The following is a 23,037-nucleotide window of genomic DNA, read 5'->3' as shown; positions in this document are numbered from 1 at the left end:
AAAACTCACAGCTGGTTGAAATCGTACAAACCGTAGTCGACCGGCGGTCCGCAGTGCCTTCCCTCCGTACCTCCCTTCAAGACTGAAGCAGATCGGCCCTGCCCGGTCCTGCCGCATGGGGAAATGGAGTGTCTTTAAAATCCAGCGGGCGTGGGCTTGACGGTTTATCGCCGATTTTCCTGCCGGTTTGCAATGTCGAGCAACAACCGTGAGGGCAACAGCCTGAGCTTCGGCAACAACGTGAACCATCGAGTTGACTAAATTGGGTTGGATCTTCGCCTCGACGATAGGAGAAGACATCAAAGACAGGCTGAGAAAGTCGCTAAGAGCTTGAATGGAGCAGGATCAGGAAAACCTGACCGCATCTTTGAAGGGCACGACCCGCACGACAGCTCCCGTTTCGTCGGTGATCTCGAAGCTTTGTCCATCGACAAGCTTGCCGAGCCTTACAATTTCACTCAAGAGTTCGCGAGCGCCTGTTAAGGCTTCCTCGACCGCGGCGTCGAGATCTGCGAGCTCGGTGCCATCGGGATCGGCGATATAATCGTCACCGTTGCGGATGTTGAAGAAAAATCGGGGCATGTTCACCATTCTCGGGAGCTCGTTTCCATAACCGTCGGTGCGCGGGATTTGTTCCGGGAACGTCCCCTGGCGGCGCCAGTGACTTCAATTTGGCCCATCGAAGTGGGAACCCTCAGGAGATGGCGGAGTTAAGACAGGGGTCGAACGCGAGCTCGGTGATGAGGAACGTGTTTACTCAAGCCCCTAGCGGAGATACCCGCGATGATGAGCGGCCAGCGGCCAGTCAGCACGATAGGCAAAGGCCACCGGTTTGAGACAGCTCGCATCGCGGAGAACAACCATGTCCGGCCGCTGTACGTCTCAGTCCCGGATCGAGCGGTAGAAGGCTCCCGGGTTCCAAGGCAGATAAATTGAAAGGCGCTATCAATGACAGACCCAAAAAATCAAGGTTCGCTTGACGTCGACGGTGAGGGCGTCATCGACGGCAACACCGGAGGTCAGCCAGCCGACCGCGGCGATGACGGGTTCAAGTTCAAGGCCATGCGTGAGGCTGTGCGTCAGCGCTCCGACGGTCTCATCGTAACATCAGACCTCGAAGATCATGAGGAACGCGAGGCGGCGCCTGGAACGCGAGAGCAGGACTAGGGACTGTCATTAATCGGTTGTTGATCAGCGGCGCTGTATCAGGCGTTAGGAAAAGGCCGCTTGTCTGACCCGTCAGCATTTACGAGAGGCCAGATCATCACAAATGGGTCCTGTCCAGTCGTCTGGCGGGCCGGTGATGTCACCCTACACCTAGGTAGCTGATGGTCGCGGCGCTCCTTCACTGCGCCAACTCTGGACGGGTCCGACAACGCGGCGCTTGTGAATTTCAGATAATCTGGTCTGCGCCTCATATGCCCTTGCTGGGGCTGCGCCTTCCATTTTCATCGATGACAATGCCCGCCTGGTCCAGGTCACGCGGAACATGCTTTTGTTGCCAGCAGCCGCCTGAGTAACAGCCAGGACCACTCCCAGGATTAAGAACCGTCCGAGGTCAACGTCGCAGAAAACGCATTGCCCTGATGAGTGCCGAAAACCGCTTTCAGCCTGCCTCGATTTGCCATGGAACAAAGCCGACGCGATAAGGGTTCATTCAACGCAACTTAAGGAGATGCAACAATGGAGCATGCAAATCATGTCCGGCTGACCGCCGACGAGCTAACACCAGCTGTTCTTGAAGGCGCTACCGTTTATGGCGCCGACGATCACAAGATCGGCAAGGTTGATCATGTTCACGGAAGCGGCACGGCGACCAGCGTTGTCATCGATGTGGGTGGTTTCCTTGGAATAGGCGCCAAGCCGGTGTCGGTGCCGGTCGGTGATCTTGAATTCATGCGTGACGAGGACGGCGACGTGCACGCCCTCACCGCCTGGACGAAGGATCAGCTGAAAGAGATGCCTGAGCACCGAGATTGACGGGCGGACGCGCCGACATGCTGGCCGCAGGGTCGGCGCGGTAGCTGTGCAGCCGATGAGAGCCCTATGTGCTTGAAGGGAGTGCGACATGGCTTACAACGTGCTTATTGTCGAAGACCAGCCGCTGATTGCCCTCAATCTTCAGGATACGGTCGAAGAGCTTGGACACCGCACGATCGGCATCGCCAGCAACATGTACCAGGCACTGATGCTGTCTCATGATGCGGAGTTGGCGCTCGTCGATGTCAACCTGGAGGATGGCCCGACCGGACCAATTCTCGGAAAGACGCTCGTCGATGCGAACGTCACCGTCCTGTTCATGACAAGTGACCCCGGCGCGCTACGTGGCGGCGTGCCGGGCGCGATCGGTGTAATGCAAAAGCCGGTGCCCGACAGGGATCTCGGCGATGCGATCCGCTATGCTGCGGATCGTCGCAGCGGCAAGGTTAATACCTCCGTTCCCAGAGGCCTTGTTCGGTTCGACGCGTGATCCAAATCCAGTCATTTGCACCATCGCACCGCACCACAAATGGTTCATGACGCCTGCTAGGCCGCAACGGGACCGGAAACGGCGGCCTTTCTGAGGCTCGCAGAAATTCGCGCGTCGCTGAACGGCTTGGCAACGATATCGATACAGCCGGATAATCCGCTTCCCACTTCTTTAGGGCTGCCAGTCACGAAGATGACCTTGATATGAAAGCGGTCCATAAGCCGCCGCCCAAGAGCTGAGCCGCTGGCACCGTCCGCCAGGCCGAGATCGACAAGCGCCGCCTCGGCGCGCGGAGCGTGGGCGAGAGCCTGTTCCAGCGTGACAACCGACCCTATGACTTCGTGCCCGGCGTCGCGAACGATCCGCTCCAGCTCAAGAGCGATGATTGGCTCATCCTCGATAATCAAAACACGCATTGATCCCTCCTACGATTAGTCCAGCAACTAGGTCGGGTTTAGAAAATGACCACGAAACCACACGGTTTTTTGATTGAAAACAGGCGGTTGGTACGGTTTCGTACCGGATCGACGGTCTCGTCCGCATGGTCCGTCTGGAAGCGTGGAACCCAACTTGCACCATCTCGTTAGCTTTGAACTGTGATGGGTGGCGGCCATGCACGGTTGCGACAAGAAAGTGCCGAAAACGTCTTTGCACAGCTTGCACATCGAAAGCGAACAGCAACTGACATTCGCCGCGCTTGACCAGTACGCTGCGCGTGACATAGGCGCAACCAGCGCCCGGCTGACAGAAGGCGCCAGTCTATTCAATGGAGAAAAAAAATGTCCGAATCTTCGAAGCCCGCCGTGCGGGGAATGCTTCTTTATCTCGGCGCGCTTCTTTCACTGGGCCTGATAGCTGGCGTGATCTTTACCCTCTCTGGCAGGCCTTCGAATCCTTCCGTGCAGTCGGCGGGCGAAACCATTCCTGAAGCGACAGCACTACCACAGCAAGCGAAATAGGCAGTTTTCGTCTTCACCGAGTTCAGGCGATGAGCTTCAGCAACTCCAGTCCCGCCGTCGGCTTAGCGACAAAAGTCACGCCGGCCTCGACATCGTCGTGCGAAAGCTTCACGAGACCTGAGGTCACGATAACCCGGGTCGCTGGCCATTGCGACCGGACCCGCGCAACCAGGCCGAGGCCATCCATACTGCCGGGCATATCTATATCGGTGTAGAGGGTGTCGATCCGGTTGGTCTTGAGTAGCACCAGCGCCTCGTCGGCATTGGCAGCTTCAAGCGTCCGGTAACCGGCGCGGTCGAGGAAGTCGACAATATCGAAGCGCAGGCGGCTTTCGTCCTCGACAACCAGGATACTGCGCTCAGCCATGTCCTCGATCGCGGCAGGCGCGCGCACGCGATCAAGCACTTCGCGACCATCTGGCGATGCCTGGGTATGCTCAAGAAGCTCGCGTTCGAGCACCGCCTGGTGCCAATGGAGATCATCCTGCCCGAAAGGCCGGCCGGCCTGCTCCCATAGAGAATAGGCACGTGCGGCGATCCACTCACTTCGATTACCGGTCATTGATCGATCTCCCTCCGTCTGCGGCGGGCAACGAACGTATTGCGGGTGAACTTGGTTCCATAGCCGAGCATAAATTCTCCCGAACGGGCGCCTTCCGTACGGTTTCAGACCGGATCGATCGCTTCAACTGACAGGAAGCGACCATGCAAAAACGCTTTCGTCATTTCGTAAAGCCACCTTGCGCTTTCCTCGCGCCCAAGGTCGATGAGGCAATTGCGTTCGAAGGGCGCGGTGGCATGTGCCGCCCAGTTTCTGGCTTTGCTCGGATCGTCCCACTACTGGAACTCCCTTCTGATGCCAAGGGTTAATGCCACACTCGGCAAAGGCCGATCTATGAAGGAGACGATATCATGAAAAGCAAGGATCTCGGCGATACCAATCCCTGGAGCGAACGCAACTGGGTTGCTGTCGTCGCCGATGGCGACGAGGCTTTCCAGGCCATCACTCGCTTTGCGGAAGATAAGCGCATCGCAGGGGCGTCGTTGACCGCGATTGGAGCATTCAGTTCCGCCACCCTCGGTTTTTTCGATTTCACGACACGCAGGTACAAGGAGATTGTGGTCGACCGGCAGGCGGAAGTATTGAGCGCGATCGGCGACATCGCGATCGGAGACGACGGTCATGCAAGCCTGCATTTGCACGTCGTTCTTGGTTTCGAGGACGGGTCGACCAAAGGCGGTCATTTCATAAGCGGTATCGTTCATCCGACATTCGAAATCGTCATCCGCGAGAGCGCAACCGGTTTCCGCCGCCGCAAACACGACGACCTCGGGATCGCCTTGATCGACCTTTGAGTGACAAGTCCGCGGAGCGTGGCGGCGGGGTTTTTGATCCTGTCCTGCGTTGTCTACGACAAGGGTCACGCAGCCCATCTGAACAAACTGGCCGCTTCCGGCGCGTCGCGGATACTTCGATCCGAAGCGCTTAACCTATGCTCGAGCGGAGGAACATTGCTGCGCCGATGACGGCACGGCCGCTCCGGCATCGAAAGTTGCCGGCCGGCAAGCCTGAACTCTTACCGGTCGACGCCGTCACTCAAGATTGAAAGGCCGGACCGACAGGATAGTCTGGATGAAGCGCATGGAATGTCGTCATAAGGGCGAGAGCGCGTGTGACCACGTCTTTCGCGAGTTCAGGATCATTGACGGCAAGATCACTCGCGACTGAGGACAGTGCTTTGCCGACCGATGCCATAACCGTCTCGAGCCCATCGTCCCCCTCATCGGCTGCCCAGCGTGCATTTCGCTCCAATGTGATCGCCAGCCGCTCCAACAACGCCTGCTTTTCCGCCACCCCCAATGTCGCGAATGTCTCTTCCGTCACCAGCAAATTCGTAGTTCCTCTTATGGACGCGGGCGGTAAACGCACATCAGGAAAAAAAGATGCACTCAAGTGCGCGTCGGCAGAAGGGTTGCGGAACATCGCAGCCGCTTGCTTGTTAGTGCTGCGACACTTCTGTCACAACTCACAAAAGACGGAACTCAAACCATGACCCTTGCCGGGAAGAAAATCGCCATTCTCATTGCGCCGCGCGGGACGGAAGAGCCGGAATTTGTCAAGCCGAAGGGGGCCGTGGAGGCGGCAGGTGCGTCCGTAACGGTCATCGGCATCGAAACGGGAAAGGGCCAGACGAACAACAGCGATCGGGTCCCCGATGGCAGCTATCAGATCGACAGCGTCGTTGCGAAGATCGTCGAAGAATTTGCAGAGGGCCGCCATTCCGAACAGGCCCGCGGCGCCTGATAGGCGTTTAATTGCGCTGCCGGGAGCGACGGACGAGCGAGTTCGCCGCCTCGCGGCTGCGCGGTGGAAAGGAAGTTTTGAGATGACGGAAGACAGCAACAAGCGAGCAGAGCTGCCGGAAACAAGCCCTGGCTTGGAGCCACCGATCAGGGAATCAAGCGAGCAGCGCGGCATGGCGCCCCGGCCGGATGAGAAAGAAAAGCTCGTGCCAATCGGCAAGTCTGGCTTGAGTGCTGGCAAGCCCGGCCGATAAGGCCGACGGGAGCAAAAACCCGGTCCCAGTGGTACCTCCTGAGGCGGATACCCGCCCTGTCAAGATCGAACGGCGGGCTTCTTGACCCGGTTCCGATTGCTGACGAGTACTATGCAGCATCCCATCTTTCAGCATGGGGTCGGCGGTTGGCGCCTAAGTGTCCTCCTCGAACTCCGGGTGCGGATTCCCGCTGCGAGAATGAAGTCGCTCGATCTTGCGACAGGAAAAATTGTACTACGCGCGAGATCCAGGACATCCGACCAATACATCTACTGACCGTCATTGCTTGCTGCCGGACGGACGACTTCCACGTGCCGGAACGGGAACTGGACGGGCTCAATCGCCGGGCCCGTAAGATTATCTTTCATGACCGGATCCGAAAGTGGTCGAGGACATGCTTGACCGCTCCATTCTAAAGGAATGACGCGAGGAAGACCTGATAAACCAAGTCGAAAGACGGCGCGCCGCATATCGGGCGAAGCTGACCCTATCGCCGAGGAAAAAGGAGGCGACACCCGTCAGCCCGCCACTGATGGCGACGCGTCGAACTTGGATGGCTGACAAGAATGAATGCGCGCCGGCTTTCTGGCGTAAACCCAAGCAGATCGCACTCATCGCAGCTCCGGAGCTGCGCCAAGACGATCGCGGCAGGAAAATGGTGGAACCGGTACCTTCGATCGCCGTTGTCACACGAAAGGAGACCGGCATGCGCTACTTTTTCAACGTCAAATCAGAGGCTTTCGACGAGATCGACAAGGAAGGCAGCGACTTTCCGGATGTTGCCGCAGCTCACCAGGAGGCGGTTCGTTCTGCGCGCGAAATGGTGGCTGAACTGGTTCTTAACGACGACCGCATCGACGGCATGCGTTACGAGATCGCCGACGAAGCAAACGAAGTCGTTGCGACCGTGTGGTTTCGCGACGTCCTCAAACTGGACTAGCTTGCTTCACCAATCAGACGTTCGAATTCTTCTTCGGGGATACCGTAGGAGCCTGCTGCATAGGCTTCGAGGCCTTCACGATCAAGGACTTCGATTGCACCACGCGTTGATCTTATCAGGTGAAGTCCCTCCAGCAGGTGAAGACCGGTTGTGACGCCCGGCCTTCGCACGCCAAGCAGCAGCGCGATGTAGTCGTGCGTGATCTCCATGACGTCGGCGCGTAGCCGGTCGTGACACATGAGGATCCAGCGCGCCAGCCTCTGTTCCAGCCGAAACTTCGCATTGGCAAGCGAGGTGTAGGATACCTGCGTGGCAAACACATGCATGTACTTGATGAAAGGTATCTGCAAGGTCGAGCTTTGGAGAGTAGCCTTCCTCATGTGGTCGATGGGAATCCGGTAACCGGATCCGGCAACATGCATTTCGATCAGATAGGGGACCTCGTTATCGCCGATAATTGTCGCGGTCGGTACAAAGCCCTCGCGCCCGAACATCCCGGCTTCCGTCGCGGTTCCAGTGGCGGCCACGGCAAGCACCGAGCCAATGCCGCTCTCGGGAAAATAGACGTGCTCTAGCGTCTTGCGCGGTTCGGCAATCCGGAATGCACTCGTCAGCCTCACGGGTTCGAGATAAGGTTCAAGCAGACCGAAATCCTCCGCTGTCAGTGCCCTTAGCATTTTATTTTTCAGGTCGCTTTGCTTTACCATATCAGCCGGTCTCATTGTTGGCATCAGTTTGACGATGCCGATCCTGTCTATCATCCGGAGAAATTGGGGTTCTCCAGCCGAACGGCAAGGTGCGGAGAAGTCCCTCCAACCAAGGGCCCCCGGAGGTAGTGGGCCAACGAAAACTTGCAGCTGCCCCCGGGGACCGCCGCATATGAAGCAGCGGCAGCATCAGATGGCCTCACCTGGGCGCCTCAAATCCAGGCAAGGAGCCTATAATTTGCGCGGCAAATCACGAGAATGAACGTACCCATCCAAACGGCAAAAAATTATCCTGATCAGGCACTTGATCATTTTCCGCACTGCAACATCTGCGCGAGAAACGCCTTTCTCTCCACCGTCGTCCGACGCGCTGAGGCAGGCCCCGAATTTTGCAGGAGTGTGCAGAATGGAATATGTCGAGCCGAAGAACGTAACCAGCGATGCTTTAACGCGGGTTTGGTCCGTCGCCGAATTTTGCGACCGGCATCGCATCGACGAGAGGGAGCGGCAGCGGCTGTTGGAACTGTTCGGATCTTTTGCAACTGCAAGCGAACTGCTCCACAACGCTCGGCGCGAACCCAAATTCAGATGATCGCACACTCGATCGACGGCTTTCAGGTCTGCGGTGTTGCTCACCTTATCATCGCCCTCCCAGGCATTTCGCCATTTTCACAGTTTCGTGTGCCAGGAACAACGTCTGGCGACGACCGTTCGCCTTTCGTTGACCTTTGAAGGATCCGAGAATGAAGACAATTGCAAAACCATTGCTCCTTGCTGCCCTCAGCGGCGCACTGACCCTGACGACGATGTTTCCCGCTGCGGCGATGCCGGTTCCGGTTGTGAAGCAGACACAGATCAGCAACCTAGAAGACGTCCAATTTCGCCGCCCCGTGAGGCGTGGATGGTATAATGGACATCGCGGTTATCGCTCGTACCACCGAGGCTATCGCCGCCACAGCGACGGTTTCTGGTACCCGCTTGCCGCTTTCGGTGCCGGCGCAATCATCGGCGGCGCTCTCGCGGCGCCCCGAGCCTATGCAGGTTCCAGCCGCCATGTGCAGTGGTGCTCGGAGCGCTACCGCACCTATCGTGCATCCGACAACACCTACGTGCCGCGCGCTGGTGTGCGCGCCGAATGCATTTCCCCGTACAACTAGTGCCAAGGGAGGCCGCCAGACACCAGGCGGCCTTTCTTGCCTCAGGGCCTGCAGGAGATCCTGAACCCTGAGCTCTCTGGCTACGTTTTCAACACACTGTCCAAGCGGACGACGTTGGCTGATTGAGCGATCCTTGATCGCTCGGCTGCCAGGGCTGCTGCCAGGTCTTCGGTCCGAAACGGTTTGGCGACGACCGGCCGCATCACTTCGGCTCCTGATTCCAGCTTGTCGCTGTAACCGGTCATCAACACGACAGGGAGGCGGGGATGGCTGCGTCCAATCGTTTCGGCAAGCTCGATCCCGGACATCTGCGGCATCATGATGTCGCTGACGATAGCCTCGACTTCTGGATGACGATCAAGGATTTCGAGCGCCTCAGCGCCTCGCCCGGCCGTGAAGATCGTCGCGACGAGACCTTCCAGCCCCAGACGGACCGACTCAAGCGATGCGGGCGTGTCGTCGACAATCAGGATGACTTTGGCGAGTTCTGCCGATGAAGGCTTGTTCTGTCTGGAGGTCTTTGGCGCATCGGATTTCGGCAGAAGGAGTGTGAAGGCGCTGCCATGTCCGAGCAGGCTGGAGACCTTGACCGCGCCTCCGGCTGCCAGGGCGAAACTATGAACCTGAGTGAGCCCGAGACCGGCCTGGCCGTTTTCCTTCGTCGAGAAGAAGGGCTCGAACACCCGCACCAGGTTTGCCGCGTCGACGCCCTTGCCTGCGTCTGTGACAGTCAGCGCCACGAAGGCGCCACGAAGCCGCGCATCTTCCAGGCCGGCCTCGGCGACATTCCTGGCCGAGATCGTCACCCTTCCTCCATCCCGCATCGCTTCCCTGGCATTGGTCAGGAGGTTGATAAGGGCAATCTCAAGCCCGGCCGGATCCACGTGAACGGGCCAGAGGTCATCATGGAGTTCAAAATCCAGCGTGACCGTGTCATTAAGAGCCTGGCGAAGAAGCGGTTTGATGGCAGCGAGTTTCTCGTCGAGTTCGACATGCGTCGCACCCTGGTTGGATCGCCTGGAAAATGACAAAAGGCGTTGGGTGATCGCCTTGCCTTTGGTGACGCCGTCGGCCATGTGGCCGAGCAAAAGCGTAACGCGCTGCTCGTCGCCTCTGCGCCGCTTGATGCCTTCGACCCCCGACTGGAAGACCATCAGGAGATTGTTAAAGTCATGAGCAGCCTGCCCCGTAAGCTTGCCGAGTGCGTCCATTCGCTGCCAGTTGGCGATGCTCTCGCGTTCGCGATTTCGCGCATCGATTTCCCGCAGCAGCAGGAATGCCCCAGCGCCTGACAGCAACAGCGTCACGCATGCGCCAGCAATCAGCAGCATCCAGGCCTTGTTGGCCAGTCGATCATATTCCTCGGCGGGGATGCCGACCCTCACGCGCCAGGGTGTCTCTGCAAGTGGTGCCTCGGCAGCCCTGAGGGTCCCCCCGGACGCCAACACTGCGTTGCTGAAGCTGGTGCCGGTAAAACTTGCGAATTCGTCGCCGGGCCTGCCTGAGAGTGCGGGCGCGCCGGTCGAGGCAACCAGCCGGTCTTGCCCATCGACGATCCATGCCGGCCAGGTGCCGGGAAGACCGGTCGCGGCCAGCAGCTCGGTAACGGTCTGCGGGCCGATCACCGCGGAAAGCACAGCCTGAAGCTTGCCTCTTCTTTCGATAGGGACGCGGATAGCGAAAGCCGCCCTGCCCTTCGGACCGACAACGACGTTCCCAATGACCGGCTCGCCCGTTTTGAGTAGCCTTTCGTAACTCTCGACATCAACAATACGCCGGCTTGCCGATGCATCCAAGGGGGGAAGCGAGAGAACGACATTACCGTCCTGGTCTGATACGCGGATCTGCTCCCATCCCGGCACCCGTTCACGCAGCCGGCGCGCCGTCTCTGCAAAGCTTGAGCGAGAAACCGGAAGATCGAACCTTGGCGAGTCGGCGATCACTGACAGGAGCTGTATCTGGGTATTGAGCTCGCGCTGGACCGTCGCGGCGATCGTGTCGGCCCGTAACCGAACGTCATCATCGAGCGACCGTCGTTGCTCGGTCACGAAGAACCACTCCATTCCCGCGGCCAGGATGATGACCGGTATGAGGGAGGCGCTGAGGAGAAGGAGCGCTGGCCGGACTTTGTTCAAGCGATTTCCCAGATGTTATTCGGCAACGGTTATGACATATGCGAGCAAGCCAAACTTGCAAGCGGGCCAGACTGCGGACTGCCGGCTGCATTGCCGGTTATTTTATCAGGCCTGACGCAGGAATTTCGAGTGAAATCGAAACGCCGTCGCCGGCCCATTTTCGCTCGATTGCCGCATTCAGACCTTTGAGCGCGGCTCTTTCGAGCGTCGTCCCGAAGCCTTCCCGATCCGTGGGACCAGTCATCTCGGGCGAGCCTTGCTCGACCCACCTGAGATGAAGGACACCCTCGGACATCGAAACGTCGATCGAAAGCTGTCCCGAGGGCGTGGAAAGCGCGCCATACTTGGCGGCATTCGTCGTCAGCTCATGGAGAAGGAGCGCGAGCGAGGTCAGCGCGTTACCGCGCAGCGGAGCGTCCGCTCCGCTGATCGCGATATTGGCTTTCTGCCTGTTTTCATGGGGAGCAACGATCGCTTCCAGGAGCGCCTTTACGGTTGTATCAGCCCAGCTGATCCCGTCGCCGCTTCCAAGTTCGGGCAGCGTCAGGTCATGAGCGCTGGCAAGTGCCTGTATGCGCGACCTGAGGTCGCTCTCGAGGTCGGCGGCGCTGGTGGCCGACCGGGCGCTGAGCGAGATCAGCCCGGCCGTGATGCTGAACAGGTTCTTGACCCGGTGATTGATCTCCCGCAACAGCACGTCCTTGTGCCCGGCTGCTTGCCTGAGAGCCTCGGCCTGAAGGGCGAGCTCGTCCCTTTGCGCTGCCAGCTGTTGTCGCTGACGATAGAGTTCGACGAAAACCTCGGCCTTGCTGCGCAGGATGTCTGGCTCGATGGGCTTCTGGATGAAGTCGACCGCTCCGGCCTCGTAGCCCCGAAACCGGCGCTGTCCGTCTGTCGTACCAGCAGTCACGAAGATAATCGGGATGCGCCGGGTCCTTTCGTTTCCACGCATCAGCTCGGCGAGCTCGAAGCCGTTAAGGCCCGGCATCTGCACGTCGACCAGCGCCAGCGCTACATCGTTTTGCAGCAGGATCTCCAGCGCCTGGTCGCCTGATCGGGCCTTGAGAAGCAGGAGGTCGTCGCGCCGCAGCAGCGCCTCCAGGGAAAGCAAATTTTCCTCAAGATCGTCGACGAGGAGAAATGGGACGGGCGCCAACAAGTGATCTAAACCTCTTTTAAAAATTCGCCGATCGCTGCAATCGACATGACATGCGCCGCGGGACACATTGCGATAGCTGCTTCAGGCATGGCGGATGCGAAAGCCGTAAGCGGGTCCTGGATGAGGGCGATCCCGCCGGCAGCGCCGACCGCCTGCAAACCCTTTGCGCCGTCATGGTTGGCGCCGGTCAGCACGATTGCAATAAGAGACGGCCCATAGGCATCGGCAGCGCTCTCGAACAGAACGTCGATGGACGGCCTGGAAAACAGGACCGGCTCATCGCTCGATAGTGACACGGTCTTATCGAATTCAACGAGGAGATGGTAGTCGGGCGGCGCAAAATAGATCGTGCCTGGCTCTATCGGCTGCTTGTCCTCGGCCTCCTCGACGCGCAGGCTGCATTTGGCGCGGAAGAGTTCGGCCATGACGCTGCGCTTGTCCGGCGGGAGGTGAACAACCACTAGGATCGGGATAGGGAAGCTGACAGGCAAGAGTGGCAGTATCGCCGAAAGCGCCTCAAGTGCACCTGCCGACGCTCCGATTACCACGGCTTGCGGCCTGATCGCGCTCATTCTCCCTGCCTTTGGTAGATTTTCTCCTCACGGACGAAGTCTCTGAAGGCGCCGGATTGAGGCGAGAAGCGCAGGCTCTCCTTGGCACCAAGCCCCAAAAAACCCTTGCGGGCGAGCGAATCCTTGAAGAGGCCAAGTGCCCTGTCCTGTAGGTTTCGATCGAAATAGATGAGGACGTTGCGGCAGGAGATGAGGTGCATCTCGGCAAAAACGGCATCGGTTACCAGACTATGGTCCGCGAATACGACATTGCGGCGCAATGTCCTGTCGAAGGTGACCCGGCCGTAGGCTGCCTGGTAATAATCCGAAAGCGAGGACTTTCCCCCGGACTTGCGGTGGTTTTCGGTAAAGAGGGGGACGCGGTCCAAGGGATAGACGCCTGCTTCCGCCGTTTTCAACGCGTCCTGGTTGATGTCGGTGGCGTAAAACAGCGTGCGCTCTTCCAGCCCCTCTTCCCTGAAAAGGATGACCATGGAGTAGAGCTCCTCACCGCCGCTGCAGCCGGCAACCCATAGCTTGATCGATGGATAGGTGCGCAGATGTGGAACGACCTTTTCCCGGATCGCCCTGAAATAGGAGGGATCGCGAAACATCTCGCTCACCTGTACCGTCAGGTAGCGCAAGAGTTGCCCGACCATTTCCGGATCATGAAGCAGGCTTTCCTGCATGGCTGAGAAAGTCGCCAGCCCGAGCTGCTCGCGCGCCTGCTTCAGGCGCCGCTTGATGGAGGCAAAGGCATAACTGCGGAAATCGTAGTGGTACTTCAGAAACAGGGCTTCGAGCAGCAACCTGATCTCGATGTCCTCGACCTTCTCGGGGATCGGTACAAGCGTCATTTCGGCATCCAGACCCGTACCAGCGACAGAAGCTTCTCGACGTCGAGCGGCTTTGCCATATAGTCATTTGCGCCCGCTTCGATGCAGCGCTCCTGGTCGTCCGGCATGGCCTTGGCCGTCAGCGTAATGATCGGCAGTTTCTTCCAAGCGGCATTCTTGCGGATCTCGCGGGTCGCCGTCAGGCCGTCCATGACCGGCATCATCACATCCATCAGCACCAGGTCGATGCCGCCATCGGCTTGCGCTGCGGATTTTTCCAGAGCTTCGAGCGCTTCCCGGCCGTTGCGTGCAATTTCGATTATCGCTCCCCGCGGTTCCAGGATATTGGTGAGAGCATAGACGTTGCGCACATCGTCCTCGACAACGAGGATCCGCCGGCCTTCAAGAAGCGCGTCCCTGTGCCTCGCCTGACGGATCATTTTTTGCCGTTCGGCCGGCAGTTCGGAGATCACCTGGTGCAGGAAGAGGCTCACTTCATCGAGCAGCCGCTCGGGGGATTTCGCACCCTTGATGATGATCGACTTGGAATAGCGCCTGAGCTTCTGCTCGTCGTCCGCGGACAACTCACGACCGGTATAAACGATGACCGGCGGGAATGCGTAGGCGCTCTCCTGGCTCAAGGTCTCCAGGAGGGAATATCCGGACGCATCGGGGAGCGTCAGATCCATGACCATGCAATCGAACGTCTCCTGCCTTAGCCGGTCGAGGCATTCGGCCGCCGTACTTGCTGTCACCGTCTCGACGTCGTGCGAGGCGAGCAGTCGCGCAACAGCCTCGCGCTGCACCGGATCATCCTCGACGATCAGGACGCGACGAACACCCTGGGACAACCGGGCTTCGAACTTCTGGAGCACATCGACAAGCTGATCACGATTGACGGGCTTGATCAAGTAACCGACCGCGCCGAGTGAATAGGCGGTTTCAAGATGGTCGCTGCCGGATACGACGTGGATCGGTATATGGCGTGTCTGAACGTCCTGCTTTAACCGGTCGAGCACCGCAAGCCCTGATTGATCCGGCAACCCGATGTCAAGGACGATGGCACTCGGCTTCAAGTCCTTTGCAAGCGTCACCGCTTCCTCGGCAGTTCCGGCAACGATGGTCTGGAAGCCCATTTCCCGCGACAGATCACGGACGATCGATGCAAAGGCATCATCGTCCTCGACGACCAGCAGGACACGCTTTGTCTCGTCGAGCGAATGGCGGTCGTCCTCGACGCGGCGGATCGGCCTTTGGGGCGCCGCGGGAGGCTCCCTGACAGCGGCAATGATCGGTTCAACGGCTGTGGCGGGACGCATATCGCGCGGTGTCACCTTGGCCGGATCGTATTGTTCGGGCAGGGTCACCGTGAACGTGCTCCCCTTTCCGAGCGTGCTCTCCAAATCGATCGCTCCGCCAAGAAGCCTGACAAGCTGACGCGAGATCGACAGCCCAAGCCCGGTGCCGCCAAACCGGCGGCTGATCGTGCCGTCGGCCTGGTGAAAGGCATCGAAGACTGTATGCTGCTGCTCGCTGGCGATCCCGATCCCCGTATCGGAAACGGAAAACGTCACCTGCCCGCCCGCCGCGCGGCGGATTGACAGCGATACCTGCCCTTCCTCGGTGAACTTTATCGCATTTGAAAGCAGGTTCTTGAGCACCTGTTCAAGGCGTTGCGGATCGGTCTCGATGACGGCAGGGCAGGCGCTGTCGACCTCGATGGCGAAGGCAAGCGCCTTGTCTGCAGCCAACGGCTGGAAGACCTGCCGGAGGTTGCCGGCCAGCCGTTCAAGCGTGACCGTCTCGGGCCTGATCTCGACATGTCCGGCCTCGATCTTCGAAAGGTCAAGGATGTCGTTGATCAGGTTCAACAGGTCGTTGCCAGAGGACTGGATCGTGCGTGCGTACTTGACCTGCTCGTCGGTCAGATTGTCTTGCGGATTGTCGGCAAGAAGCTTCGCCAGAATGAGCGAGGAGTTGAGTGGGGTGCGCAGTTCATGCGACATGTTTGCAAGGAAGTCAGACTTGTACTGGCTCGCCTGCTCAAGTTCGCGCGCTTTCAGACCGACGGCGACATTGGCGCGTTCCAGCGCGTCGCGCTGGGTTTCCAGTTGCTGGGCCTGCTCTTCGAGCTGGGAATTCGTCTGTTCGAGCTCGACCTGTTGCTGCTCCAGCCGCGACTGCTGTTCCTTCAGCGCCCGGCTTTGCTCCTCCAGTTCCTCGTTCGAAACCCGCAGTTCCTCGCTTTGGGTCTGAAGCTCTTCGGACTGGCGCTGTGTCTCTTCAAGGAGATCCTGCAATTCGCTGCGGTATGTGGCCGACCTGACGGCAATGGAAACGGCTTCGGATGCCCGTTCCAGGAGGGCGACGATCCGTTCGTCGACCGGGTGCAGGAAGCCGAGTTCGATCACGGAATTGACGGCGCCAGCGACGCTTCCTGGCAGAATTACCAGGTGCTTTGGTTTGTGTGCACCGAGAGCGGAACTGAAGGTGAGGTAGCCGTCCGGGACATCATCGACAACGATTGCCCTGTTTTCGGCAGCCGCCTGACCGAGCAGCCCCTCTCTCAACCTGAATTGCGAGCGAACGCTGGCGGCGTCACCCACGCCGTAGAGCGCCTGTCTGTGGAAGGTGTCGCCGCCGCCAGAAAAGATGGCGCCGGCCACTGCGCCGGAGTAGCGGGCAAGATAATCCAGGATGCTGTTGCCCAGTTTGGCGATCTCCTGATCGCCCATCATCGCACTGGCAAGCCCGACCTCACCGGACTGCAGCCACTGGTCCCGGCGTCGCGCAAGCGTGGCCCTGCGAACCAGAAAGCCGATCGTCGCTGTCAGGACCAGGCCGAGAGCAACGGCAAAAACCGTGCTCAACAAAGCGCGTTGCTGTGCCTGTTTCATTTCCACGAAGCGCTTCAGGCGTATGTCAGCTTCTGCGCCTGATATGGCAGCGATCTGAGCGCGGATCGCGTCCATCTCCTGCTTGCCGCTGTCGGCGTTGACAACCGCAAGCGCTGCTTCGAGACCTTGAGAACGGCGCAGATCGATCGTCTGGGCAAGTTCGGAAAGCTTCGCATCGACATGCTGTTTCAACGTCGCCAGTCTCTGGCTCTGCCCGGGATTGCCTCCCGTGAGTTCGCCGATCCTATCGAGCTGCCGCGGGATCGCGCGCAGCGCCTCATTGTAAGGTGCGAGGTAGGTCTCAGTGTTTGTCAGGAGGAAGCCGCGCTGGCCGGTCTCTGCATCCTGTATCTGCGATAGCAACTCGTCGAGCGCAACGATGGCCACATGCGTCTGGACAACCCGTTCGTTCCCATCCTCCAGTGCCTGCAGATTGAAGAACGATACGAACCCGTTGAGAAGGAAGAAGAGCACTGCGCCTGCCAGACCAAGAGCGACAGCAGGGTCGAGACCGAGCGTTGGTTTCGATCGATCCGGCATACGCGCGTCAGTCATTCTAACCTCATTGGCATTCGCGGGGCATTCTTGTCATGACGGGAGGCACCCGGAAGACCCCTCGCCCGGACACGCGACGAAATCTAACGGCAGATCTCGTCTGTGGAAGATGCACGCGCAAATATTTCTTGCCAGGCACACAGATTTTTTCAATCCGTAGGTGCGTTGGCGCACACTCTGCGCCGCAGCCCGGGCTACGCGCCACCAGGGGCCGATAATCTCATGAAACGAAAGGCCGTCTGGGGCCTTGCATCCGGTAACAGGGTGGACCGCGACGCGAGCGACTAGGCGACGACTGGCAGACCGGCGATCAACTTGTCGAGGGTGATCGGATACTGCCTGACGCGGATGCCTGTCGCGTTAAAGATTGCATTGGCGACGGCCGCCGATACACCGCATAAGCCGAGTTCTCCGACGCCCTTGGCCTTCATCGGTGATGACATCGGATCTGTCTCGTCCATGAAAATGACGTCCTGATGAGGAATGTCGGCGTGAACCGGCACTTCGTAGCTCGCCAGATCATGATTGACGAAAAAGCCGCGACGTGTGTCGACTGCGAGCTCCTCGGTCAATGCAGCACCGGCCCCCATGGTCATTGCGCCGATGACCTGGCTTCGGGCTGTGATAGGGTTGAGGATCCGCCCGGCGGCACAAACGGCAAGCATACGACGGATCCGCGTCTCCCCGGTAAAGGCATCGACCCCAAGCTCGACGAAATGAGCCCCAAAGGTCGATTGCTGATGCGTCTTGGCGAGGTCACCCCATTCCATCGTATCTTCGCCAACCAAACCGTCTCCCGCTGCCTCCGCGAGCGCCACCGTGCGATTGCCGGACCGGACCTGGCCGTTCTCGAACACCACGTCATCGGAGTTGAAACCGAGTTTGCTCGCCACCGCCTCGCGCAACTTCACGCAGGCCGCATAGACGCCTGACGTCGATGAGTTGGCGCCGAACTGCCCCCCGGATCCGGCGGACACCGGGAACTGTGAGTCTCCCAATCGGACTCTGACCCTGTCGATCCCGACACCCATCATTTCCGCGGCCGTCTGCGCTATGATCGTATAGCTTCCGGTGCCGATATCAGTCATGTCGGTCTCGACCGTCACGATGCCGTCGCTATCCAGTTTCACCCGCGCGCCCGAAGGCATGACGAGATTGTTGCGGAAGGCAGCTGCGACGCCCATCCCGACAAGCCAGTTTCCCTCCCGGCGCGAAGCTGTCGCGGGGCGCCTGTGCCACCCGAAGCGCTCGGCTCCCAGGGCCAGGCAGCCGATCAGATTGCGATGAGAGAACGGTCTATCGGGATGTTCCGGATCGACCTGGGTATCGTTGACCATGCGAAATTGGACTGGGTCCATTGCGAGCTTCACGGCCATTTCGTCGATTGCAATCTCCAAGGCCATGAGGCCTGGCGCTTCACCGGGAGCGCGCATGGCATTGCCTTCTGGCAGATCGAGCGCGGCAAGCCGCATGGCAGTCATGCGGTTGGCTCCAGCGTAGAGCAGCCTTGTCTGATTGACCGCAGTTTCGGGGCCGCCGCCTTTGAGATCGCCGGACCAGCTCTCGTGGGCGATCGCGGTAATCTTACCGTCGCGCTCGGCGCCGATGCGGATCCGCTGGATGGTTGCCGGCCGGTGGGTCGTATTGTTGGGCATCAACGGGCGTGGGAGAGCAACCTTTACCGGGCGACCAACCTCTTTTGCCGCGAAGGCGGCGAGGACGGCGTCAGCGCGCAGGAACAGCTTGCCACCAAAACCGCCACCGACGAAGGTTGACATAAGGTGAACCTTTTCCTTGTCCACGCCGAGCGTCGTTGCGAGGTCGCTCCGCCACCAGTCGATCATTTGGCTCGACGTCCAGACGGTGAGCTGGTCTCCATCCCATGAGGCGACCGACGCATGTGGCTCCATCATCGAATGGGACTGGTCTGGTGTGGTATAGGTTTCATTGAGGCTGACGGGTGCCGATCGGAACGCCCGTTCGAAGTCGCCAACTGCGGTATCCGGTTCAGTGGACTCGTCGGGCTTTTGTGCCGACGCCATAGCAGCCCGCAGGTCAAAGGTACCGGCCTCCGCTTCATAGTCGATTTTCAGGTCAGTGGCAGCCGCGCGCGCCTGTTCAAATGTCTCGGCGACCACCACGGCGACAGCCTGATGATAATGTTGAATCTCGGCGCCGCCAAAGAGCGTGGCGGTGTTGTATTTGCCCTTGTCGAGGTCACCCACATCGAGCGTCGTGACGATGCCGAGCACACCGGGCGCCTTGCGTGCGTCGCTGGCGTCGATCGCCCGGACCTTACCCTTGGCGATCGCTGCGCCAACGGGGTATCCATACGCGTAAGGCGCGTTCGGCTCGTTCCACTCATAGGCATAAATCGCCTTACCCGTGGTCTTCAGCTCGCCGTCAATCCTTATGGTCGGCTTGCCCACCACCTTGAGCTGGTCGATCGGATTGGTGGTTGCCGGCTTGTCGAACTGCATGATTATCCCCTTGCCTGCGCAATGACGGCTGCGAGCGCTCGCTCTACCAGCTCGAGCTTGAAGCGGTTCTGTTCGGTCGGGCGGGCATCTGCCATCAAGGCGGCGGCAGCGGCTTTGGCTCCGTTTTTCAGTTCCTTGTCCCCGTCCTCGACACGCCATGGCTTGTGGGCGACGCCACCGGCGGCGACGCGACCGCTGCCATCGGGCTGAATGACGGCACCGATCGAAACAAGCGCAAATGCGTAGGATGCACGGTCTCTGACCTTCCTGTAGATGTGGCTGCCGCCGGCTGGAGCCGGCAGGACAACGCTTGTGATCAACTCGCCGGGCTCGAGAACGGTTTCGATGTGGGGCGTCTCGCCCGGAAGCCTATAAAATTCACCGATTGGTATTGCGCGAACCGCGCCGTCTGCCTTGACAGTCTCGACGACAGCGTCGAGCGCGCGCATGGCGATCGCCATGTCGCTCGGATGCGTGGCAATGCAGGCATTGCTGATGCCAACGACTGCATGCTGGCGGGTGAAGCCGCCTATCGCCGAACAGCCGCTGCCGGGCTGGCGCTTGTTGCAGGGTTGGTGCGGATCGTAGAAATAGGGACAGCGCGTGCGCTGCAAGAGGTTGCCTGCGGTGGTTGCCTTATTTCGAAGCTGACCGGATGCTCCTGCCAACAGCGCTCGCGACAGAAGAGCGTAATCGCGACGCACGACCTCGTGTGAGGCTAGTGCGGTGTTGCGTACCAGCGCTCCGATCCGAAGACCGCCTGCCTGCGTCGGTTGAATCTCATCAAGCCCAAGTCCGTTGACGTCAATCAGATGGGCGGGACGTTCAATCTGAAGCTTCATCAAATCGAGCAGATTGGTCCCGCCGGCAATGAATTTCGCCTCGGGATTTTCCGCAGCCGCCCTTGCAGCGGACGATGCAGAGCTAGCGCGCTCATAGGTGAACGGTCTCATGGGTTGATCCCTCCGACCTCTTCGATCGCTTCCAGGATGTTGGAATAGGCACCGCAGCGGCAGATGTTGCCACTCATGCGCTCGCGAATCTCCGCATCAGTAAGGCCGGGTGGTCTCGTCAGCTCTTCGGTGACGTGGCTTGGGATGCCGGCCCGGATCTCTTCAAGTACGGCGACGGCCGAGCAGATCTGGCCAGGCGTGCAATACCCACATTGAAAGCCATCATGTTTGAGGAATGCGGCCTGCATCGGATGGAGTTGACCGGGTCTCCCCAGTCCCTCGATTGTCGTGATATCGTCGCCTTCGTGCATCACGGCGAGCGTAAGACAGGCATTGATACGCTGGCCACCGACATGCACGGTGCAGGCGCCGCACTGCCCATGATCGCAACCCTTTTTTGTCCCGGTGAGGTGCAGGTGTTCGCGCAGGAGGTCGAGAAGCGTCGTCCGGTTGTCAACGTCAAGCTCATGCCGCTCGCCATTGATGGTGAGTGACACAGGGGTCGAATATGTCATCGTGTCTCCTGCAGATTGGGCCAACGCACCTCTTTTGGCAGTGCCGGTGGCCATGACAGTGTCTTTGGAAGAGATAAGAAGCGCCACGCGACAAAGTTCCAGTGTGATCGACGCGTCAGGAATGACTGGCAGTGGGCCAATCGTGCGCGGAGCGAGAGGTGCACTTGAGCCGGCAGCTTGGTCATGGGTGTCGCTTGCGCTTGCACCGGCTGGCGATGATCAGTGCAGAGGGTTCACCGCCTCGCGGTCCACGATGTCCCTGACATCTTTCGCGGGTACAAGAGCCCCGCGATAGCGAATGACGGGATTTTTCCGCGGCGAGGGTTTCAACGCATGTGCTGGCGGTCGAGCTGGCGACCGATAGACATCCCGTGCTGCGCCGTATTCTGAAGCGCTATTCCTGTATCGGTCATGCTGCCCTCCTGAGAACGATTGGTGCATCCAAGGGCCGTGATCAAGATTAGTGATAAGACAACAAGTATCTTCATGAGATGTCTCGATGGTTGGGGCGCCGGCCGATGGCCGCGCCTAACTATATCCATCCCTTAACCCGCGCCGCGACCGATGGTTCCGCTTCCGCGGCAGGGTCGCGCGAGCATAAGTCAGTCTCGCGTTTCGATAAGCGCGGCCGACAATTTCTGACCTCGATATGAAATATCGACCGATCTTGACCGGGATCTTGTGGTGCAGGAACAATAGGGTTAGGTGCTTTTCACCATAGCGCACCTAACAAGTCCTATATTCTCGTAGTATAGAGCCTTTTCCAACGACCACACGGAGGCAGAAATGCGAAAGACCTGGACCGTCAGCCGCGGCCCGATCGCCGCCACGCCGGCCGATGTCGAAAAGGCGAGCGCGATCAACGCCATGCTTTGCGAGCCGATTGGCATACTGCCGAAGGCTCCGGGCGATCCAATCCGTCCCTTTTCCCTTGGCCTGTTCAATCACATCAAGACGCGCTTGAAACCCGAGTTCGGCGTAAGCGCCTTGCGGCGCGCCACCGCCTTCTACATTTTCTCAAAACGCTATTATTTCGCGAGCGCGCAGCCAGATTCGATGCGGCACGACATCGACGGCAAGCCTGTAGCGCCACTGACCGCGGCTGACCGGGCGGCTGCACAGAAATCCTTTATCGAGGTGAAGAGAAGCCTTGAGGAGCGTCGCGACGGTGCGGTAGGTCGAACGCGGCCCAAGGAGGATGGCGATGGGCGGCGACCAAAGGCGGGTGACCTTGCGCGTCGGCTATAGCTTTCAGGAATGGCCGCCCTAACTCGTTTTGATGTGAAGCGAGGGGAATGCTGCGATGAACACGCACATATTCGATAAAGTCATAGCGGAACTGGAAGGGTTGCAGGCTCAGATCGCGGCCATTAATGCGCGCCCATTCATGCCCGATGCGCCGTCGCCGATTGCAATGCACACAAGACATTCGAAGAAAACCCGATCTGGCGATACAGGGGCTGCGGCGCGCGTCCAAGACGCCGCAAAGAGGCTAACGAAACAGGGTTGATCTCTCCTGATATGTCGCGCAGCAGGAAAACCGATCGTCAGGATTCCGGCCCCCTGCTTTGAAGTGCCTTCGACGACGCCGCTAGGTCATCGTCTCCGGGACAACCGGGGATATGATGAAAGCCGGTGCAGTGTCGCAGATGCCAAAACCGATGCGGCAAGCGAGAGTAGCTTCTGCGCACTTCAAGCTTCGCGGCGCTATGCCGGAATCAGGGCGCTAGACACTCTTCGCAGATGCCGCAGCCGTCTTCGTCGAGAATGGACTTCGAACGACCGCAGCAGATGCAGGTGTGCTCGATGTCACTAAATATGGCTTCCGGCGGCAGGATCTCGATCTCCGATGCGGCAGTCAAGTCTACGGTCTCGTCTTCCATCTCGAGTTCTCCAGGTTCGAGGTTTCATCTGAGATGGGGAGCCGATCCGTTGAAACAAGATGCCCACACAGCTGGCCAGCGACTTCGAGCAGCCGATGCGATGGCCAAGCAATCATGGCTACCAAACTGCGCAATCAAGTCTAACTTCCACCAGCACTCACATCATCCAGGACCATGGCCTCTGGAGCAGGTCGCAGTGCCCCTTTGCTTCCACATGAGCAGCCGAAGCCCGGTCGACCCCCCGGCGCTCGGTACGCAACCGTACCGCGCAGCGCCTTAAGG

The 23,037-nt window shown here is 59.3% G+C and carries 26 protein-coding genes; 12 read left to right on the top strand and 14 right to left on the bottom strand.

Annotation, left to right across the window (positions count from 1 at the left end; translation table 11 throughout):
- Positions 1-345: 345 nt before the first annotated feature.
- A complete protein-coding gene (locus tag ACODR6_RS12560) occupies positions 346-582 on the bottom strand; it encodes a DUF6894 family protein (protein WP_112720399.1) in 237 nt (78 codons plus the stop codon).
- Between the two features lie 366 nt (positions 583-948).
- Between ACODR6_RS12560 and ACODR6_RS12555 the strand changes: the two genes are divergently transcribed.
- From ACODR6_RS12555 to ACODR6_RS12545, 3 genes are all read left to right on the top strand, one after another.
- Entirely contained in the window at positions 949-1,167 is a 219-nt protein-coding gene (locus ACODR6_RS12555) for a hypothetical protein (RefSeq protein WP_203431520.1), read from the top strand.
- Positions 1,168-1,683: 516 nt separating this feature from the next.
- Entirely contained in the window at positions 1,684-1,980 is a 297-nt protein-coding gene (locus tag ACODR6_RS12550; protein ID WP_203431519.1) for a PRC-barrel domain-containing protein, read from the top strand.
- Positions 1,981-2,068: 88 nt separating this feature from the next.
- Positions 2,069-2,470 (top strand): response regulator, encoded by a 402-nt coding sequence (locus tag ACODR6_RS12545; RefSeq protein ID WP_203431518.1) that lies wholly within the window; start codon positions 2,069-2,071, stop codon positions 2,468-2,470.
- A gap of 56 nt (positions 2,471-2,526) precedes the next feature.
- Here ACODR6_RS12545 and ACODR6_RS12540 read toward each other — a convergent pair whose 3' ends face one another.
- On the bottom strand, positions 2,527-2,886 hold the full coding sequence (locus tag ACODR6_RS12540) for a response regulator (RefSeq protein WP_112720349.1): 360 nt from the start codon (positions 2,884-2,886) through the stop codon (positions 2,527-2,529).
- Positions 2,887-3,249: 363 nt separating this feature from the next.
- Between ACODR6_RS12540 and ACODR6_RS12535 the strand changes: the two genes are divergently transcribed.
- Positions 3,250-3,429, top strand: coding sequence for a hypothetical protein (locus ACODR6_RS12535; protein ID WP_112720348.1), 180 nt, complete (start codon positions 3,250-3,252; stop codon positions 3,427-3,429).
- A gap of 22 nt (positions 3,430-3,451) precedes the next feature.
- On the opposite strand, the gene ACODR6_RS12530 is transcribed toward ACODR6_RS12535, so the two are convergent.
- Entirely contained in the window at positions 3,452-3,991 is a 540-nt protein-coding gene (locus tag ACODR6_RS12530) for a response regulator (RefSeq protein ID WP_203431517.1), read from the bottom strand.
- Positions 3,992-4,341: 350 nt separating this feature from the next.
- Here ACODR6_RS12530 and ACODR6_RS12525 point away from each other — a divergent pair, with 350 nt between their 5' ends.
- Positions 4,342-4,785, top strand: coding sequence for a PPC domain-containing DNA-binding protein (locus tag ACODR6_RS12525; RefSeq protein WP_148194894.1), 444 nt, complete (start codon positions 4,342-4,344; stop codon positions 4,783-4,785).
- A gap of 241 nt (positions 4,786-5,026) precedes the next feature.
- Here the strand turns inward: ACODR6_RS12525 and ACODR6_RS12520 are convergent, their stop codons facing one another.
- Entirely contained in the window at positions 5,027-5,413 is a 387-nt protein-coding gene (locus ACODR6_RS12520; RefSeq protein WP_246777734.1) for a hypothetical protein, read from the bottom strand.
- 66 nt (positions 5,414-5,479) lie between these two features.
- On the opposite strand from ACODR6_RS12520, the gene ACODR6_RS12515 reads away from it, so the two are divergent.
- The 3 genes from ACODR6_RS12515 (at position 5,480) to ACODR6_RS12505 (ending at position 6,927) form a co-directional block, all read left to right on the top strand.
- Complete coding sequence (locus ACODR6_RS12515; protein ID WP_489022572.1) at positions 5,480-5,734, top strand: hypothetical protein; 255 nt, start codon at positions 5,480-5,482, stop codon at positions 5,732-5,734.
- Positions 5,735-5,816: 82 nt separating this feature from the next.
- Positions 5,817-5,987, top strand: coding sequence for a hypothetical protein (locus tag ACODR6_RS12510; RefSeq protein ID WP_203431516.1), 171 nt, complete (start codon positions 5,817-5,819; stop codon positions 5,985-5,987).
- A gap of 553 nt (positions 5,988-6,540) precedes the next feature.
- Complete coding sequence (locus ACODR6_RS12505; protein ID WP_246777733.1) at positions 6,541-6,927, top strand: DUF6894 family protein; 387 nt, start codon at positions 6,541-6,543, stop codon at positions 6,925-6,927.
- Here the strand turns inward: ACODR6_RS12505 and ACODR6_RS12500 are convergent.
- Complete coding sequence (locus tag ACODR6_RS12500; protein WP_203431515.1) at positions 6,924-7,634, bottom strand: Crp/Fnr family transcriptional regulator; 711 nt, start codon at positions 7,632-7,634, stop codon at positions 6,924-6,926. The two genes, ACODR6_RS12505 and ACODR6_RS12500, sit on opposite strands and share 4 nt — an antisense overlap.
- Positions 7,635-8,040: 406 nt before the next feature.
- On the opposite strand from ACODR6_RS12500, the gene ACODR6_RS12495 reads away from it, so the two are divergent.
- The gene (locus ACODR6_RS12495; RefSeq protein ID WP_203431514.1) at positions 8,041-8,226 is read left to right on the top strand and encodes a hypothetical protein; all 186 of its coding nucleotides are present in this window, start codon (positions 8,041-8,043) and stop codon (positions 8,224-8,226) included.
- Between the two features lie 151 nt (positions 8,227-8,377).
- Positions 8,378-8,791, top strand: coding sequence for a BA14K family protein (locus tag ACODR6_RS12490; RefSeq protein WP_203431513.1), 414 nt, complete (start codon positions 8,378-8,380; stop codon positions 8,789-8,791).
- A gap of 80 nt (positions 8,792-8,871) precedes the next feature.
- Here the strand turns inward: ACODR6_RS12490 and ACODR6_RS12485 are convergent, their stop codons facing one another.
- The 8 genes from ACODR6_RS12485 to paoA all read right to left on the bottom strand — a co-directional run bounded on the left by ACODR6_RS12485 (position 8,872) and on the right by paoA (position 21,004).
- Positions 8,872-10,926 carry a response regulator gene (locus ACODR6_RS12485; protein WP_246777732.1) on the bottom strand — a complete coding sequence of 685 codons (2,055 nt, stop codon included), beginning with the start codon at positions 10,924-10,926 and terminating at the stop codon, positions 8,872-8,874.
- 97 nt (positions 10,927-11,023) lie between these two features.
- Positions 11,024-12,085, bottom strand: coding sequence for a sensor histidine kinase (locus ACODR6_RS12480; RefSeq protein ID WP_246777731.1), 1,062 nt, complete (start codon positions 12,083-12,085; stop codon positions 11,024-11,026).
- A gap of 5 nt (positions 12,086-12,090) precedes the next feature.
- Complete coding sequence (locus ACODR6_RS12475) at positions 12,091-12,657, bottom strand: chemotaxis protein CheB (RefSeq protein WP_112720343.1); 567 nt, start codon at positions 12,655-12,657, stop codon at positions 12,091-12,093.
- Positions 12,654-13,493, bottom strand: a complete 840-nt coding sequence (locus ACODR6_RS12470) for a CheR family methyltransferase (RefSeq protein ID WP_112720342.1) — start codon at positions 13,491-13,493, stop codon at positions 12,654-12,656. The genes ACODR6_RS12475 and ACODR6_RS12470 overlap by 4 nt, the downstream gene beginning before the upstream one ends.
- Positions 13,490-16,924 (bottom strand): response regulator, encoded by a 3,435-nt coding sequence (locus tag ACODR6_RS12465; protein ID WP_203431512.1) that lies wholly within the window; start codon positions 16,922-16,924, stop codon positions 13,490-13,492. Before ACODR6_RS12465 ends, ACODR6_RS12470 begins: the two co-directional genes overlap by 4 nt.
- Positions 16,925-17,208: 284 nt before the next feature.
- Positions 17,209-19,404 (bottom strand): aldehyde oxidoreductase molybdenum-binding subunit PaoC, encoded by a 2,196-nt coding sequence (gene paoC / locus ACODR6_RS12460; protein WP_489022571.1) that lies wholly within the window; start codon positions 19,402-19,404, stop codon positions 17,209-17,211.
- A gap of 2 nt (positions 19,405-19,406) precedes the next feature.
- Entirely contained in the window at positions 19,407-20,357 is a 951-nt protein-coding gene (locus ACODR6_RS12455; protein ID WP_203431511.1) for an FAD binding domain-containing protein, read from the bottom strand.
- Positions 20,354-21,004 carry an aldehyde dehydrogenase iron-sulfur subunit PaoA gene (paoA, locus tag ACODR6_RS12450; protein ID WP_203431618.1) on the bottom strand — a complete coding sequence of 217 codons (651 nt, stop codon included), beginning with the start codon at positions 21,002-21,004 and terminating at the stop codon, positions 20,354-20,356. Before paoA ends, ACODR6_RS12455 begins: the two co-directional genes overlap by 4 nt.
- Before the next feature lie 654 nt (positions 21,005-21,658).
- On the opposite strand from paoA, the gene ACODR6_RS12445 reads away from it, so the two are divergent.
- Complete coding sequence (locus tag ACODR6_RS12445) at positions 21,659-22,120, top strand: ProQ/FINO family protein (protein WP_112720337.1); 462 nt, start codon at positions 21,659-21,661, stop codon at positions 22,118-22,120.
- 55 nt (positions 22,121-22,175) lie between these two features.
- Positions 22,176-22,382 (top strand): hypothetical protein, encoded by a 207-nt coding sequence (locus ACODR6_RS12440; protein ID WP_489022570.1) that lies wholly within the window; start codon positions 22,176-22,178, stop codon positions 22,380-22,382.
- A 208-nt stretch (positions 22,383-22,590) separates the two neighbouring features.
- On the opposite strand, the gene ACODR6_RS12435 is transcribed toward ACODR6_RS12440, so the two are convergent.
- Positions 22,591-22,755 (bottom strand): hypothetical protein, encoded by a 165-nt coding sequence (locus ACODR6_RS12435; protein WP_203431510.1) that lies wholly within the window; start codon positions 22,753-22,755, stop codon positions 22,591-22,593.
- Positions 22,756-23,037 lie beyond the last annotated feature (282 nt).

The organism is Rhizobium sp. FG96 (genome assembly GCF_057808655.1).
The sequence above is the reverse complement of the archived record's forward strand: the minus strand, read 5'-3'. Positions and strand labels throughout refer to the sequence as shown.

What these genes read in the sequence shown, in the direction of transcription:
- ACODR6_RS12475 (WP_112720343.1), bottom strand. Translation starts at nt 12,657, where the DNA reads ATGAGCGCGATCAGGCCGCAAGCCGTGGTAATCGGAGCGTCGGCAGGT.
- ACODR6_RS12465 (WP_203431512.1), bottom strand. Translation starts at nt 16,924, where the DNA reads ATGACTGACGCGCGTATGCCGGATCGATCGAAACCAACGCTCGGTCTC.
- ACODR6_RS12555 (WP_203431520.1), top strand. Translation starts at nt 949, where the DNA reads ATGACAGACCCAAAAAATCAAGGTTCGCTTGACGTCGACGGTGAGGGC.
- ACODR6_RS12550 (WP_203431519.1), top strand. Translation starts at nt 1,684, where the DNA reads ATGGAGCATGCAAATCATGTCCGGCTGACCGCCGACGAGCTAACACCA.
- ACODR6_RS12455 (WP_203431511.1), bottom strand. Translation starts at nt 20,357, where the DNA reads ATGAGACCGTTCACCTATGAGCGCGCTAGCTCTGCATCGTCCGCTGCA.
- ACODR6_RS12490 (WP_203431513.1), top strand. Translation starts at nt 8,378, where the DNA reads ATGAAGACAATTGCAAAACCATTGCTCCTTGCTGCCCTCAGCGGCGCA.
- ACODR6_RS12520 (WP_246777734.1), bottom strand. Translation starts at nt 5,413, where the DNA reads ATGTTCCGCAACCCTTCTGCCGACGCGCACTTGAGTGCATCTTTTTTT.
- ACODR6_RS12525 (WP_148194894.1), top strand. Translation starts at nt 4,342, where the DNA reads ATGAAAAGCAAGGATCTCGGCGATACCAATCCCTGGAGCGAACGCAAC.
- ACODR6_RS12515 (WP_489022572.1), top strand. Translation starts at nt 5,480, where the DNA reads ATGACCCTTGCCGGGAAGAAAATCGCCATTCTCATTGCGCCGCGCGGG.
- ACODR6_RS12495 (WP_203431514.1), top strand. Translation starts at nt 8,041, where the DNA reads ATGGAATATGTCGAGCCGAAGAACGTAACCAGCGATGCTTTAACGCGG.
- ACODR6_RS12500 (WP_203431515.1), bottom strand. Translation starts at nt 7,634, where the DNA reads ATGGTAAAGCAAAGCGACCTGAAAAATAAAATGCTAAGGGCACTGACA.
- ACODR6_RS12445 (WP_112720337.1), top strand. Translation starts at nt 21,659, where the DNA reads ATGCGAAAGACCTGGACCGTCAGCCGCGGCCCGATCGCCGCCACGCCG.
- ACODR6_RS12440 (WP_489022570.1), top strand. Translation starts at nt 22,176, where the DNA reads ATGAACACGCACATATTCGATAAAGTCATAGCGGAACTGGAAGGGTTG.
- paoC (WP_489022571.1), bottom strand. Translation starts at nt 19,404, where the DNA reads ATGCAGTTCGACAAGCCGGCAACCACCAATCCGATCGACCAGCTCAAG.
- ACODR6_RS12505 (WP_246777733.1), top strand. Translation starts at nt 6,541, where the DNA reads ATGGCTGACAAGAATGAATGCGCGCCGGCTTTCTGGCGTAAACCCAAG.
- ACODR6_RS12530 (WP_203431517.1), bottom strand. Translation starts at nt 3,991, where the DNA reads ATGACCGGTAATCGAAGTGAGTGGATCGCCGCACGTGCCTATTCTCTA.
- ACODR6_RS12545 (WP_203431518.1), top strand. Translation starts at nt 2,069, where the DNA reads ATGGCTTACAACGTGCTTATTGTCGAAGACCAGCCGCTGATTGCCCTC.
- ACODR6_RS12470 (WP_112720342.1), bottom strand. Translation starts at nt 13,493, where the DNA reads ATGACGCTTGTACCGATCCCCGAGAAGGTCGAGGACATCGAGATCAGG.
- ACODR6_RS12560 (WP_112720399.1), bottom strand. Translation starts at nt 582, where the DNA reads ATGCCCCGATTTTTCTTCAACATCCGCAACGGTGACGATTATATCGCC.
- ACODR6_RS12435 (WP_203431510.1), bottom strand. Translation starts at nt 22,755, where the DNA reads ATGGAAGACGAGACCGTAGACTTGACTGCCGCATCGGAGATCGAGATC.
- ACODR6_RS12535 (WP_112720348.1), top strand. Translation starts at nt 3,250, where the DNA reads ATGTCCGAATCTTCGAAGCCCGCCGTGCGGGGAATGCTTCTTTATCTC.
- ACODR6_RS12510 (WP_203431516.1), top strand. Translation starts at nt 5,817, where the DNA reads ATGACGGAAGACAGCAACAAGCGAGCAGAGCTGCCGGAAACAAGCCCT.
- ACODR6_RS12540 (WP_112720349.1), bottom strand. Translation starts at nt 2,886, where the DNA reads ATGCGTGTTTTGATTATCGAGGATGAGCCAATCATCGCTCTTGAGCTG.